This window comes from Oribacterium sp. oral taxon 108 str. F0425, from assembly GCF_000214455.1.
In the GTDB taxonomy this organism is placed as follows: Bacteria; Bacillota; Clostridia; order Lachnospirales; family Lachnospiraceae; genus Oribacterium; species Oribacterium asaccharolyticum.
Map to the genome: position 1 here is coordinate 296,439 of NZ_AFIH01000001.1, position 13,807 is coordinate 310,245.

Genomic DNA, 13,807 nt, shown 5'->3' on the forward strand with positions numbered 1-13,807 from the left:
AATTTTGAATTTTTTAATTAGAACTTGTTTTTTAATGACTGATCTTGCCTTTGAAATGAGGGGAATTTTAGGAGGAATGGAAATGATGTCAAAAACCATGATTATTTCTACTGTAATGACATTGTTATTGACATTGTCCTTTCCCATAATGCTTTTCAGACTCAAGAAGAGAGTGAATTCGGTGAAGAAGTTTAGTGCAAACAATCGAAATGGAGCAATTCTTCACCTCTATGGCAAGCAGGTTAAGATCGACGGAAGCAGTCTTGTCAATGTACCGTTTACTACGGGAAAAGATTTGGAAATCATCGTGACGGTGACTCCCGGTCAGCATACAATTGAAGGAATCTTTGAGTCCACGGAAACGGTGGGCACTAAGACAAGGAATGTCAGAACGGAGAAGTTGAGCTTTAATCTTTCCGTAGAGGCCGGACACAGCTATTCCGCCGCATTGTATTTCTACTCTGCCGAAGAGAGAGCGGACTATTATAAGGGAAGGACAGGAAAAACTATCTTGGAAATTCCGCTCACTATTATGGAAGACAGTGATTATATAAAGGTATATATCATTGTCTATAGGGAAGACTAAAAAAGAGCCTTTGAAAGGCCCGACTGCCCCTTATGACGGCTACGATGAACGGGAGGACACGGAAGAGAAGGTAAGGCAGGCACTTGCATTTTTGCAGGTGCTTTTTTTGATTTTCAAATTTCCAAAGAATTAAGTTTTAAAAAAATGCGTTTCGAACAAATTACCGACTAACAGTCGAAAAAGCTTGACATCCATCTTTGACTGCTTTATCATACAAACCGACCAGTGGTCGAAAATGTTAAATAGAAACAAAAGCTCAAATATAGACCCCGGGGAAGATATGAAAAATAGGGCGAGTATGAAAAAAGAAGGCAAATAAAAAATGGAGGCGGATATGAAAAAAGGGGAACAAAGAAAACAGGAACTGTTAAAGCTTGCCTATCGCATGTTCATAGAAAAAGGCTATGAGAATACCAGCATTGACGAGATAGTGGCTAAGGCCGGTATCGCAAAAGGCACTTACTATTATTATTTTGCGAGCAAAGAGGCAACGCTGGAAGCGGTTATTGAAATGATGATAGAGAAGGAGAGTGCCGTAGCCAAGGAGCTTCTTCAGGCACCGCTTTCTATACCCGAAAAATTGGTTTCGGTTGTAAATGCTTTTCGTCCGGAGAAAGAGGAAGCGGTGATTACGGATGTTCTGGAAAGAAAAGAAAATATCGTCATGCACGATAAAATCTGCAAGAAAATTGTAGAAGTGGCGGTGCCGATTTTGGCAGAGATTGTTAAAGAAGGTATAGCACAGGGAATCTTTTCGTGTACGTATATTGAAGAGCGAGTAAAGATGCTCCTTGTTACGAGTCAGCATATGTTCGATTACGGAAATTTTGGTGAAAAAGATGTAGAGGTGTATATCGATATGCTGGAGAAGTCTCTGGGGGCAAAATCCGGAACCATGCAATTTATCAACCAGGTCTTAGTAGAGGGGGCAAAGGAATGAGCAAGGGAATGAGCGAGATAATGAGCAAGGGGATAATCAAAGCGCAGAATAAAGCGCAGAATAAAGCGCAGAATAAAGCGCAGAACCAAGAACAGTTCATACAGGATAAAGATGAATATCGATATAGACCGTGGTTATTCTTTCTCTGTGCGTATTTTTTCACATGGATCTTCTGGATACCGGCAATCTTTGTTTCCGAAGATAAGGGGGCGGTATTGATGTTGCTGGGTCTCCTTGCACCGGCAGTGGTCTCCACTGTATTTGTACTTGTATCCGGCTGTGAAGAGTTGAAGAGAGATCTTAAGGAAAAGATTATAGGTTTTTATAAAGTGAAGTGGATGAATGTGTTTTGGGCAGTGGTTCTTTATGCACTGATTATTGTGTTTTCTATACTTTTATCCCTTTTATTCGGACAATCCTTAAAGCAGTTTTCCTTTACGGAAGATTTTTCCTTTACCGGAGTGGGAATAGGATCTGCTTTTGTGACCATTACGCTGGCTTCGATTATTGAAGAAGTGGGCTGGAAGGGATATTGTGAAGACTCCATAGGGCAATATATGGACTGGTTTATTGAATCCCTGATTTTTGGAATATTATGGTCACTTTGGCATTTTCCCCTGCTCTTTATTGAGGGGACATATCAGGCAGGGCTTATGGTTAATCCCTTGTTTGCCATTAATTTCTTCGTGGGTGCCATACTTATGGGATATATCATCACCTGGGTGTATCTGGTCAGCGACCGCTCCATTCTGGCCTGCATGGTTTTCCATCTGTTTGTAAACTTCATGCAGGAAAAAATCGCGATGACGGCGGAGACAAAGTGTGTGGAAACCATTGTGATTTTCATTGTAACGGCGATTATTGTACTGCTGAATAAGAAAATGTTTTTTGGAACGGAGCACGTTGGAAGACTCTTGAAAACACGATTTGGGGAGGGAAATTAAGATGAGTTCCGGAATGAAAAAGTTCATCCTTCTTTGGATGGGGGAGCTCATATCGTCTATAGGTGGCGGACTCACTTCTTTTGGACTTGGGGTTTATGTCTTTCAAAAAACAGGCAGTGCGGCAGGAATGGCCTTGGTGACTTTACTTGGATTTCTGCCTACCCTTCTTTTCACTGTTCCGGCAGGAGTGTTGGCTGACCGTTACGATAGAAGAGTTCTGATGATGATTGGAGACGGTTGTTCAGGACTTGGCATCCTTTACATTTTCCTCTGCATGCTACATGGAGAAGCAAACCTCGTTCAGATAAGTATAGGCGTGTTCGTCAGTGCCATTTTTTCCTCCCTTTTAGATCCTTCTTACAGAGCAACGATCACGGATTTATTATCCAAGGAGGAGTTTTCCAAAGCCTCCGGATTAGTGTCTTTGGCAGGAAGTGCCAGATATCTGTTCTCGCCCGTTATAGCAGGCCTATTGCTGGTATATCATGACATTTCCCTGTTGCTGCTCATTGATATATCTACCTTCTTTGTTACGATTGCAACGACCTTTATTGTAAGGCGAGGAATAAAAGCAAAACAGCCTACAGAGAAGCAGTCATTTTTGGAAAGCATGAAAGAAGGCTGGAGAGCAATCCACATAGAGAAAGGCGTTTTTGTGCTTGTCCTGTGTTCTTCCCTGATTACCCTGTTTCTTGGGACTTTGCAAATTCTTGTTGAGCCGATGATTCTTTCTTTTGCAGATTCCAAAGTGCTTGGCATTGTAGAGACCCTGTGTGCAAGTGGAATGCTTGTATCTGGAATGCTTCTCGGAGGTTTCGGCATTAAGAAGGAATATGGAAAAGTTCTTCAAATCTCCTTTTTTATGGCGGGAATCTTTATGATCGGTATGTCAATATTTGAAAATCTGCTTAGCATCAGTATATTTGGCTTCTTTTTCTTCGCCACCTTGCCTTTTTGCAACAACTGCATGGATTATCTTTGCAGGACAAATATACCGGATGCTTTACAGGGCAGAGCTTGGGGATTTATAGGCTTTCTCTCGCAGCTAGGCTATGTTATTGCCTATGCAGTTTCCGGCTTAGCCGCAGATGGTCTCGGTAGTCTGAGCGGAATGGGCGTCGGAAGGGGAGCAGCAATGATGATTGGTATTTCGGGTGTCTTTCTTTCTCTTGTGGCAGTCACATTTCTTCGTTTTCCGTCTATCAGAGAACTGGAAAAGAGAACGGAGTAGAGGAATCGTAATAGGTAATTTCCAGAAGTCTAAGGCAATCTGTGAGTTTAAGGAGGCTTAGTCAATGCATCAGAAAAAAATGAATCTATTCTTGCGCGTGCTGTTTATCATTCTCATCATAGCGATATCCGGTGCGGCGATCCTACAGATTTTCGCACCGGAATATATGGGAAGAAACTCTGCGTATGGCATTTCTATAGGATGGCAGAGAGAAATCGGCTTTTGGAATATTGCCGTTTTAGTCATATTGATTACGGCGTACAGGCACTACAATTGGACCTATCTAAAATCCATTTTGCTGGCTCTCATTCTCGGCGGAATCGGTATCGGAAGCAATCATTTTATCCATTATCTTAAGATGCATCAAATGGTAAATTTGATTGGCTCTCTGGAAAATTATCTTCTGGTTCTTGCCTGGATAATCGGATTGAAAATAGAAGAAAGGAGGCAGAATTTATGAGAATATGCGTAGTAGGCCTTGGCGTTATAGGCACAACGTACGGGTATGTGTTCCAAAAAGCAGGGCATCAAGTCGAACATTTGCTGAGAGAAGAGAAAAAATCGAAAGCGCCGACAAGTCTAAATATCAGTTTATTAGATGGACGCTATAACAAAAAAGGAGAAGAAAAAGCGGATCAATACAAGGTGAATCTTGCCGAGTCGAATGCAGAGTATGATTTTATTATTTTGAGTGTGGCAAGCGGAAAAATAAAGGATGCTATAACGACGCTTTCCCAAAACCATATTACAGGAAGCTTGATTTTGTTTTGTAACTTTTGGAATAGTCGGGAAGAGATTGATGAAATAGTGGGTGCTTATCCTTATATTATCGGCTTCCCTACTGCCGGCGGAAAGCTTGTGGAGAATGAGCTTGATTGTGTTCTCTTTGACCACATCATGCTGGAAAGTGAGGAAAAAGCAGGGATTTCCAATTACAAAGCTTTAACAGCTCTTCTCGCTTCTGCGAATTTGAAAACGGAGATTCCTCACGACATGGTGGAATGGATATGGCTTCATATGGCTATCAATGCAGGGGTCACCTCTTCTGCTGCCCGGGAAGGGAAAATTGAACACCCGGCGCAGCTTGCTCTTAATTTGATGAAGGATGCCCATGCCCTGTCTATTACAGTAAAGGCAATAAGAGAAACCATTCAGGTGGTTAAGGCGAGAGGAGTAGACTTAAGCTTCTATAAAAATGAACTTCTCCCGTATAGAATTCCGGCTGCCTTTGCCGGAATTCTTATGAAACGAATGTTCAAAACGAATGAACTTACCCGAAGAATCATGACTTTACATAGTGATGTAGGGGATATGCTATATGGGTGCAAATGTGTTTATGAGACCGGGAAGTTAAAGCATCTCGAACTGCCGATATTTTATTCCAATATAGAAGTTTTAGGTTCCATCTGGGAATCAAGCCCTTTGTAAAGAAAAAAGGCACGTTATATCAAGGGGTTAGGGAAAGATGGAGCAAGTTGGGAATTACCTGAATAAAGGAGATTTTTGTATTGGATGCAGAGAATCTATAAAAAATATTTGACAAAAAGCAAAAATCCCTTATAATTGGTACGGTGTCAGTTACAAAAGGAACTAATTGACATTTTTTAGTAACTTTACGACAAGTACATATGGAAAGGAGTCAGCAGATGTCCAAGCAAAAAATCAATCTTTTTGTAGGTTCTATTGGAGCGTTTATCGGTATTTTTGTTTTTATTGCTTACATTCCCCAGATTTTCGCAAACTTGCAGGGAGACAAAGCTCAACCTTTTCAGCCTCTATTTGCAGCAATTTCTTGCCTGATTTGGGTTATTTACGGATGGACAAAGGAACCGAAAAAGGACTGGATTCTCATTATTCCTAACTCTGCGGGAGTAATTTTAGGAGGATTAACCTTCCTTACTGCATTATAAATCCATGTAATGGCTATAAGAGCCGGCGACTTCGTTAGGAAGTTTGCCGGTTTTTTATTTAATGGACTTTAGCCAGTATCGGAGCTGACATTTGAAAAATGTTAGCTCTGATACAAAAAACCACCCGCTATGCGGGTGGGAAACACTTGTTATACAAAAATCACCTTTCCTAATACAATAAAGTTGTTCAAGCTATATTGCAGAAAAGGAAGGTGATTTTATGGCGAAGAAAGAATATGCATTAGCACATACGAAATGGATGTGTAAATATCATATTGTCTTCACACCGAAGTATAGGCGAAAAATAATATATTATCAATATAAGTCAGATATTCGGGATATTATCAAGCAACTCTGCGCCTTTAAAGGAGTGGAGATTATAGAAGGGCATTTAATGCCGGACCATGTACATATTCTGGTTAGTATTCCACCTAAGATTAGCGTTTCTTCTTTTATGGGCTATTTAAAGGGAAAAAGTGCTTTGATGATATTTGATAAACACGCAAATCTTAAATACAAATTTGGGAACAGACATTTCTGGGCCGAAGGCTATTATGTCAGTATAGTAGGTCTAAATGAAGCCACAATAAAAAAGTATATCCAAGATCAAGAAAAACACGATATAGCTTTGGATAAACTAAGTGTTAAAGAATATGAAGACCCTTTTAAGGGTTAAAGTGCAGTAGTAACAATACCCCTTTATGGGGTAGCGACGAGTCAAACGCAATATGGCTTGAATGGAGCTGTGGGAAGGTGCAAAGCAAACTTCCCATAGCCCAAAATGAAAGCCAGCGCCTTTAGACGCTGGCCAGTAGCAGGGGCTTATAGCCCCGAGCAAACCACCCGTTTGACGGGTGGTAGTGATTACTTGCCATTCCGGTGGAATTAGTTTAAATAAGGGAAGAAGCTGAATATAGAGAAGAATGCAGACTCAACCGGTGGTAGAATCAATAGAACTCAACTGCCGGTTCCTGTCATTTCCGGCGGTTTCCTGTAAGCTTATGCCGTGAAAGGAGGTGTCCGATATGGATCAAATCAAAATCGGAAAATTTATAGCATCTTGCAGAAAGGAAGAGGGCATGACCCAGGCGGAGCTTGCGGAAAAGCTTGGCATCAGTGACCGGGCGGTATCCAAATGGGAAACCGGAAAGTCTATGCCGGATTCCGGAATCATGCTGGAGCTTTGTGGATTTCTGAAAATCAAAGTAAACGAACTCCTGTCGGGCGAAAGAATCATGGCAGAATTATATAGTAAACAATTAGAAGAGAACCTTCTCGCAATGAGACGAGAAGTGGAGGAAAGAGATAGGAGAGCCCTTAAGTTGGAATACTGGCTGGGATTCTCGGCTGTACTCTCCGGGTCAGTCTTAATCCTTTTGGCATCCTTCCTGGTGATGCCTTTCTGGCTGAGAATGGTACTCTCCGCCTTTGCCCTTATGATGATTTTACTGGTAAGCTTTATCGCAGTTGGTATTGAACAGAAAGCAGGATTCTATGAATGCGGGTGCTGTCATCATCGCTATGTGCCATCCTACGGTAAGGTCATTCTATCCATGCATAAGGGGCGGGCAAGATATATGAAGTGTCCTGTATGCGGAAAACGAAGCTGGCAGAAAAAGGTATTAGGAGAAGAATGAAAAACATTCCATTTTATAAAAGCGCCGTTAACGGCAAAAATATGAAATGCATCTCTTGCGAATTTTCTGAATAATGAGTACACTATTTCATAAAAGTGCCGTTTACGGCAAAAATACGAAATGGAGTTCAAGATGGAAATCAATAGAGAAATCAATAGAGATGTATATCTTAATCGACTTATTGTCAGAAAACACAATGGCTTCATTAAAGTGATTACCGGAATCAGACGCTGCGGGAAGTCGTATTTGCTGAATACTTTATTTTATAAGCATTTACTTTCGGAAGGCGTAGAAGAGAGTCATATCATTCGATTCGCCTTTGATACAGCAGAAGATTTATTAAAGATTGGAGAAGATCCCATCGTACTGGATAATGAAAGAGAAGAGCGCAAGGTGGATCCCTCCCGATTTATTACCTGGCTGATGCCGCAGATTCGTGGTGAAGGGATGTACTACCTTTTGCTGGACGAGGTGCAGAAGCTGGGAGCCTTTGAGTCAGTGCTGAATGGGTTCCTTCGGAAGCAAAATGTTGATGTTTACGTAACAGGCAGTAATTCCAAGTTTCTGTCAAAGGACATTTTAACCGAATTTGAGGGAAGAGGGGATGAAGTACACGTGCTGCCTTTATCTTTTTCCGAATACTATACATTCAAAGAGGGAGATAAAAGCGAGGCTTATGATGATTACTCCGTTTACGGAGGGCTTCCGGCGGTTGTGCTGATGAATACGGAAGAGCAAAAGACCAATTATCTGATATCCCAAATGAAGAACGTGTATCTTCGGGATATCGTGGCCAGATATTCGGTACAGGATGAAAGCGCCTTGGGAGAAGTAATTGACGTCATTGCCTCGGGCATTTCCACCCTCACCAATCCAAGGAAAATTGCCGCAACGATGAATTCTGTTCACGGGACAAACATCAGTGATACAACAGTGGATAAATACATTACCTATGGGGAAGAAGCGTTTATGCTCTCGCGGGTAAAAAGATATAATGTGAAAGGGCGAAAGTATATCGGAACTCCTTATAAAATCTATTTTGAAGACTTGGGTCTTCGAAATGCCCGACTGTCATTTCGGCAGATAGAAGAAACTCATATCATGGAGAATATCATTTACAATGAATTGCGATACAGGGGGTATCAGGTAGATGTGGGAACCGTGGAATCCAGAGAGAAGGATGTAAATGGGAAAGAGACTCGGGTGCAGAGGGAAATCGATTTCATTGCTACCTTAGGAAGCAAGAAGTATTATATTCAGTCTGCCTATGCCATTCCCGATAAGGAAAAGTATGAGCAGGAATGCAAATCCTTTGAGCGTACCATGGACTCCTTCAAGAAAATCATTATCGTAGAAAGAAGTATGAAGCCTCGCTATGACGAAAACGGATATCTGATGATGGGAGTTAAGGAATTTTTATTAGATGGCAATAGTTTGCTGATTTAATTCATGAAAAGTATCGTGTGTACAGCCCACGATACTTTTTTTATGGTATTAAACTCGAGAAATTAAGGTGGAATTCCACCGGGATTTTTCGAGTTTGCTTTTATAAGAAACGGCGTGGGAAAAGTCGGAGATACCTTATCTTATTATCTTAATTGAGCCGCTTATTGATAGGAACACAATAGAATGATAGAATAGATTCGTGAAAAAAAGGTGGAATTCCACCTTAATTTTTTGAGAGGAGTTACATATGCAGATTAGACGTGGTTTTTATCTCCATAAAATTATAGAGAAAAAGGATAACGGTAGAGTAAAGATTATCACGGGAATCCGAAGATGTGGGAAATCTTATTTGCTTTTCCATTTGTATCGGGATTATTTGCTATCAAGTGGTATCGAAGATGGACAAATCATTTCGATTGCACTGGATGAAATAGATACGCTGGAGTATAGGAATCCGTTTAAATTAAATGATTATATCAAGGAAAAAACGCAGGATGAAACGAAAAAATACTATGTGTTTATCGATGAAATCCAATTGTCGATTGCTGTGAAGAATCCCTATCTTGAAAGCGACGAAAAGACGGTGACTTTTGTGGATGTGCTTTTAGGACTTATGAAGCGGGATAATTTAGATATATACGTAACGGGCAGTAATTCAAAAATGTTGTCCAGAGATATTTTAACTCAATTTAGGGATAGAGGAGATGAAATTCATATCAATCCTTTGTCTTTTGCGGAAGTTTGTGAAGTAGTAGAAGATAAGTCATTGGCATTCCAACATTACAGTATATATGGCGGAATGCCCTATATTTATAGTTTGAAAAGTGATGAGGAGAAAAATCGTTATTTAAAAGATTTATTTCAAGAAACCTATTTAAAAGATATTCTGGAAAGAAACAAGGTACAGAATGATAAAGAGGTTATGGAAGTATTATTGGATTTTACCTCTTCGGCGATTGGCTCTCTTACCAATCCCAGTAAGCTTTCTAAAAGATTTCTCTCGGAAAAACAAATTAAGATATCCTCCGGTACCATTTCGAAATATTTGGAGTATTTTGAAGAAGCATATTTGTTATCCCATGCAAATCGATACGACGTTAAGGGGGCTAAGTATTTTACCACGCCACTTAAGTATTATTTTACAGATATCGGGCTAAGAAATGCCAGATTGAATTTCAGGCAAGTAGAAGAGACCCACATCATGGAAAATATAATCTATAACGATTTAATTCGTAGAGGATATAATGTGGATATTGGGGTAGTGGAATATGATTGCAAAAAAGACGGAAAGAGGCAAAAAATTCAGCTGGAAGTGGACTTTGTAATGAATAAAGGGCATGAAAGATATTATATTCAGTCTGCACTGCACATAGACAGTAAGGAGAAGCAAGAACAAGAAACCGCTTCTTTAAAAAAAATAGATGATTCCTTTAAGAAAATTGTAGTTGTAAAAGATAATATTATCCCCCGACATGATGATGCAGGTATTTTGTACATTGGATTGGAGAATTTTCTTTTGGATGAAAATGCAATAAATCTTTAACTGCTGCATAGTCATATCTTCGAATTACCACAAAAGTCCCTTGGAAAAGTTGTAATAATCGAGAAAAAGTCCCTTGAAAAAGTTTATTCTTATTCGATTCCTGTTTTTAAGAGGTACTAAATATCCTTTGGAAAGAACTTCCATTGCAAACGATTCTATCATCTTAAATAGAGTAAAGATTTTGCCAGTTGATACAAAAGAAAAAGAGAGCATTGTCAATATATTTTTCCATCGTTATGATAGAAGACGATGGAAGAAATTTCATCGATTATGTTATGTACACAACAAAGATAAAAACGCAACGCATACAGAGAAATATGCCAGAGCCGGTAGGTAGCCCGGCCGTCACAGAATCTTGTGGTAAGTAACCTTCCCCTCCGGGTTGTCCATTCTTTGTCCATAAAGCAATTTAGGAGGGACAAATATGGACAAGTTAACTTGTCAAATGACAGTGCTTTTTGAAGGCGCTTTTTGGGTGGGCGTTTTTGAGAAAACAGAGGGAAATCGCCTATCCGTTGCGAAGGTGACTTTCGGTGCAGAGCCCAAGGACTTGGAGGTACGTGATTTTATCTTAAAGCATTTTTATGAGCTGAAATTCAGTCCGGAAGTAAAAACGCAAGTCAAGGAAAGAAAACAGAATCCGAAAAGAGCACAAAGAGAGGTCAAAAAACAATTGCAGCGTGCTGGCATCGGGACGAAGTCGCAACAGGCGTTAAGTTTACAGCATGAAGAGAACAAACAAAAGCGTAAAGAAAAAAACAGAGAACAAAAACGCATCGAGGAAGAACGGCAATTTATGCTGAAGCAAGCGAAGAAAAAGAAAACACAGAGGCAGATAACGAAAATAGTGAGGAATAGCATGGCCGCTTTAAAGCTAAGTCTTATACAAAAATACAAGCCGGAAAAAGCATATACCTATGTGTATAGCACAGGTTTTCTTTCAGGAGAAAGAGCTCTAACGCAGGGTGCTGAAACGATAGAGGAGGAAAATGCCTTTATGTCTCATGCCTGTCCGGAGCAAGGGGTAAGAGCACTCATTTTAACAAGGAAGGAAGAAGTTCCTAGAGCCTACTCTGTTCTTGTCCTGTCCGAAACCGGCATACAGGAAATAGAGCTTGGAGAGGACTTTCCGGACCGGGAAAATGATCCGATGCTTTTTTCCTTCGGGGACAGCTTCGGGCTAATCAAAGCCAAGAAAGAAATTGTCTATTTTACCGGAGATTTTTCTTCGCCGGAAATCATCCCGATTAAGAATGGCCTCTTGCCCTTTAGCAAAGTGCTGCCGGACAATGCAAGAGAGCGGTATTTTCAGACGGTTTCAGACGGTAGATTGATTCCTGTCTGCTTTGAAAAGGAAGTTTATTACGGTCTTTCCCGATGTTTTGCTTTATTAGACTTTGACCCTGTAAAAAAAGAAGCCAAGTGGAAAGGCTTTTCGGAAATAGAGAAAAATGCCTTTACGCACCATGATGACAGGACGAAGGATGCTCCGAAAATCGACAGTTTAAAAATGGCAAATGAGGAAATCTACGCCTTTACTTCGGGAGAAAGCACAGGCTCGGTGAACAAATGGGGAATGGATTATTATGCTTTGGCAAAAATCTCCCCTGAAGGCAAGGTAAAGGAAAAGCTCTTGGAGTCGGAACAGCTGAAAGCAGGCGAAAAAAAGTCCGGGGTAAATGGAACTTTCACCCATTCGGATTATCTGATTCTCACACCGCTTTTTAACAATGACGATTGGAAGGGAAAGCAGAAGCTCTTTTCTCTTAGTAAGCGAGAATATTTGGATATTACTATGCCAAGAGGCATGACAAAGCATAGCTTGTACAATATTTGCGGAGAGCTGTGTCTCACTGCCCTGTATGATAGAGGACTGAAAGAAATCGGGCTTTGCAAGATAGAAGGGATAGAGTAGAGAGAATAAAATCCAAAAAGGAAGAGTCTTTATGTAGGATTGGTCTGAAAATGGGGGATCTAAACTCGCCCTATATTCAGACCTGTCCTGCATAGAAAAGCCTATTGATTTTTATTTCCCCTTCTCCTTCTTCCTATATGCTTCCCATGCTTTTTTGTAAAAGATCCGCATGGATTCCCGACAATCATCCGGAGAAAGAATCACTGCCTCTTTTCCGAAGCGATGGAAATATTCTTCCAACTGTGTTTTTGGCCAGTCAAAATAAAGAGTATTTCCTTCTTTTTTAATACATCCGGCCTGTTTTTAGTAATGAAATGAAACTTTTGAAGGCCCTTTTCCGTTAAGCGGACTTCGGCTTCAATTCCTTTGGATGTGGATTGAGGACTTCTTCCGGCAATTTCCCGGAGCTCCAGTTTTCGGCTTTCATTCGGAATGAATTTATCGGAAGAGCTAAATAAAGCACGAATTCTTGAGATACGGAAGGATCTGGGTATGCCGGTTTCGTTGTCTAAGCAAAGAAGATAATTACACTGCTCCTCTTTGGATGCGGCAATACAATAAGGTTGAACCGTAAAAATAACTTTTGGAGCGGAAGTGGAAGTAAAACGGATAATACTATTTTTTCGAATGGCAGTGTTTAACTCCTCAAAGATATCCTGAAAGAGAATTCTCTCACGGTCTTTTCTGGAAATAGATAGGTAGGAGCTGAAAAAGTCATTAAGATACTGGGAGAGAGAAACCCGAGAGAGCATATTATTTTCAATAGAATGCATAATGTCCAAAGAGCGTCCGCTGACCGTCAAAGTGATGGCAGCGTTTCGCTCACTCTTGAATTCCGTATTTCGCATATAGCTGTTCATGATTTTATCCGCGATGGCATCGGCGTCTTCATGGGAAATAGAGGAAAATGCACTGAGGTCGGACAAAATAGTATCGAGGAGCCTTTCCTTTGTTTCACGATATTCATCAAAATACTGGAGCAAAAGCTTCTTTAAAAATCCATTCAGATTCACCGAGCCGTCCTTCTTATAAAAATCAAAGAGCTCCGCATCATTCAAAAGACGTAATCGCATCTCTTCCGGAATATATATTTTGTACTTTTCTGTCATGATCTCCTCCATTCATACAGATACATAAACATTTCCCTGAATGCATTATTTAAATATGCTTAAAAACACATTCAATCGACAATCCGAGTCACAATCGAAACTTCATTTAAAAACAATGTAAATCGACCATTCAGGAATTATCAAACTCCTAAATGGATATGCAAACTATTTATAATATAACGAAATTACATAATTTATACAATAAATTTGGGGTTGAAAATTATTTATATTCCTCAGCTTTTTATCTCCTGAAAAACGATATATCATAAAGGCACGAAAGACACATACAGCAAATTGCATAAATACATTTTAGAGTAAAAGCGGATGGTTCATCCTGTGTCTTGTACGTCTTAGTGGATTTCCACTAAGTATAACTTAAAACAGTCGGAAAGATACTTACAGCAAAAACAGATGGCAAGATGTGGCTGAGATGGCCGGCGCAAGGCTACGGTCCCGGCGCTTCCGGGGTGCAACTCCCCCTGCTGGAAGGGGCGAATACCCCTTACCTTACAAAGTATCTTGTGGCTGTTTCTTTTTAAAAGGAGG

General features: G+C 40.3%; 13 protein-coding genes and 1 pseudogene. 13 read left to right on the top strand and 1 reads right to left on the bottom strand.

What is annotated here, in order from left to right; genetic code table 11:
- The first annotated feature begins 85 nt into the window (after positions 1 to 85).
- The 13 genes and pseudogenes from HMPREF9124_RS01435 (at position 86) to HMPREF9124_RS12910 (ending at position 12,152) form a co-directional block, all read left to right on the top strand.
- Positions 86 to 586, top strand: coding sequence for a hypothetical protein (locus HMPREF9124_RS01435; RefSeq protein ID WP_009429328.1), 501 nt, complete (start codon positions 86 to 88; stop codon positions 584 to 586).
- Positions 587 to 920: 334 nt separating this feature from the next.
- Entirely contained in the window at positions 921 to 1,526 is a 606-nt protein-coding gene (locus HMPREF9124_RS01440) for a TetR/AcrR family transcriptional regulator (RefSeq protein ID WP_036597905.1), read from the top strand.
- Complete coding sequence (locus tag HMPREF9124_RS01445) at positions 1,523 to 2,470, top strand: CPBP family intramembrane glutamic endopeptidase (protein WP_009429063.1); 948 nt, start codon at positions 1,523 to 1,525, stop codon at positions 2,468 to 2,470. Before HMPREF9124_RS01440 ends, HMPREF9124_RS01445 begins: the two co-directional genes overlap by 4 nt.
- A gap of 1 nt (position 2,471) precedes the next feature.
- Positions 2,472 to 3,701: an MFS transporter gene (locus HMPREF9124_RS01450; protein ID WP_009429637.1), complete on the top strand. Its 1,230-nt coding sequence runs from the start codon at positions 2,472 to 2,474 to the stop codon at positions 3,699 to 3,701.
- 64 nt (positions 3,702 to 3,765) lie between these two features.
- Positions 3,766 to 4,161 carry a hypothetical protein gene (locus HMPREF9124_RS01455; protein ID WP_009427772.1) on the top strand — a complete coding sequence of 132 codons (396 nt, stop codon included), beginning with the start codon at positions 3,766 to 3,768 and terminating at the stop codon, positions 4,159 to 4,161.
- Complete coding sequence (locus HMPREF9124_RS01460; protein ID WP_009428907.1) at positions 4,158 to 5,129, top strand: ketopantoate reductase family protein; 972 nt, start codon at positions 4,158 to 4,160, stop codon at positions 5,127 to 5,129. Before HMPREF9124_RS01455 ends, HMPREF9124_RS01460 begins: the two co-directional genes overlap by 4 nt.
- A 218-nt stretch (positions 5,130 to 5,347) precedes the next feature.
- Entirely contained in the window at positions 5,348 to 5,611 is a 264-nt protein-coding gene (locus HMPREF9124_RS01465; protein WP_009429396.1) for a SemiSWEET family transporter, read from the top strand.
- A gap of 220 nt (positions 5,612 to 5,831) precedes the next feature.
- Positions 5,832 to 6,287 carry an IS200/IS605 family transposase gene (gene tnpA / locus HMPREF9124_RS01470; RefSeq protein ID WP_036597547.1) on the top strand — a complete coding sequence of 152 codons (456 nt, stop codon included), beginning with the start codon at positions 5,832 to 5,834 and terminating at the stop codon, positions 6,285 to 6,287.
- 349 nt (positions 6,288 to 6,636) lie between these two features.
- The gene (locus HMPREF9124_RS01475; RefSeq protein WP_009429897.1) at positions 6,637 to 7,248 is read left to right on the top strand and encodes a helix-turn-helix domain-containing protein; all 612 of its coding nucleotides are present in this window, start codon (positions 6,637 to 6,639) and stop codon (positions 7,246 to 7,248) included.
- A 132-nt stretch (positions 7,249 to 7,380) separates the two neighbouring features.
- Positions 7,381 to 8,694, top strand: coding sequence for an ATP-binding protein (locus tag HMPREF9124_RS01480; RefSeq protein ID WP_009428032.1), 1,314 nt, complete (start codon positions 7,381 to 7,383; stop codon positions 8,692 to 8,694).
- Positions 8,695 to 8,941: 247 nt separating this feature from the next.
- Positions 8,942 to 10,237 carry an ATP-binding protein gene (locus tag HMPREF9124_RS01485; RefSeq protein ID WP_009429251.1) on the top strand — a complete coding sequence of 432 codons (1,296 nt, stop codon included), beginning with the start codon at positions 8,942 to 8,944 and terminating at the stop codon, positions 10,235 to 10,237.
- Between the two features lie 424 nt (positions 10,238 to 10,661).
- Positions 10,662 to 11,076, top strand: a pseudogene (locus HMPREF9124_RS12815) (YjdF family protein).
- Positions 11,077 to 11,096: 20 nt separating this feature from the next.
- Positions 11,097 to 12,152, top strand: a complete 1,056-nt coding sequence (locus tag HMPREF9124_RS12910) for a hypothetical protein (protein ID WP_036597907.1) — start codon at positions 11,097 to 11,099, stop codon at positions 12,150 to 12,152.
- 200 nt (positions 12,153 to 12,352) lie between these two features.
- Here the strand turns inward: HMPREF9124_RS12910 and HMPREF9124_RS01495 are convergent, their stop codons facing one another.
- Entirely contained in the window at positions 12,353 to 13,261 is a 909-nt protein-coding gene (locus HMPREF9124_RS01495; RefSeq protein ID WP_009427693.1) for a WYL domain-containing protein, read from the bottom strand.
- Positions 13,262 to 13,807 lie beyond the last annotated feature (546 nt).

Coding starts and splice junctions, on each gene's coding strand:
- HMPREF9124_RS01450 (WP_009429637.1), top strand. CDS start 2,472: ATGAGTTCCGGAATGAAAAAGTTCATCCTTCTTTGGATGGGGGAGCTC.
- HMPREF9124_RS01460 (WP_009428907.1), top strand. CDS start 4,158: ATGAGAATATGCGTAGTAGGCCTTGGCGTTATAGGCACAACGTACGGG.
- HMPREF9124_RS01435 (WP_009429328.1), top strand. CDS start 86: ATGTCAAAAACCATGATTATTTCTACTGTAATGACATTGTTATTGACA.
- HMPREF9124_RS01485 (WP_009429251.1), top strand. CDS start 8,942: ATGCAGATTAGACGTGGTTTTTATCTCCATAAAATTATAGAGAAAAAG.
- tnpA (WP_036597547.1), top strand. CDS start 5,832: ATGGCGAAGAAAGAATATGCATTAGCACATACGAAATGGATGTGTAAA.
- HMPREF9124_RS01480 (WP_009428032.1), top strand. CDS start 7,381: ATGGAAATCAATAGAGAAATCAATAGAGATGTATATCTTAATCGACTT.
- HMPREF9124_RS01455 (WP_009427772.1), top strand. CDS start 3,766: ATGCATCAGAAAAAAATGAATCTATTCTTGCGCGTGCTGTTTATCATT.
- HMPREF9124_RS01445 (WP_009429063.1), top strand. CDS start 1,523: ATGAGCAAGGGAATGAGCGAGATAATGAGCAAGGGGATAATCAAAGCG.
- HMPREF9124_RS01475 (WP_009429897.1), top strand. CDS start 6,637: ATGGATCAAATCAAAATCGGAAAATTTATAGCATCTTGCAGAAAGGAA.
- HMPREF9124_RS01495 (WP_009427693.1), bottom strand. CDS start 13,261: ATGACAGAAAAGTACAAAATATATATTCCGGAAGAGATGCGATTACGT.
- HMPREF9124_RS12910 (WP_036597907.1), top strand. CDS start 11,097: ATGGCCGCTTTAAAGCTAAGTCTTATACAAAAATACAAGCCGGAAAAA.
- HMPREF9124_RS01440 (WP_036597905.1), top strand. CDS start 921: ATGAAAAAAGGGGAACAAAGAAAACAGGAACTGTTAAAGCTTGCCTAT.
- HMPREF9124_RS01465 (WP_009429396.1), top strand. CDS start 5,348: ATGTCCAAGCAAAAAATCAATCTTTTTGTAGGTTCTATTGGAGCGTTT.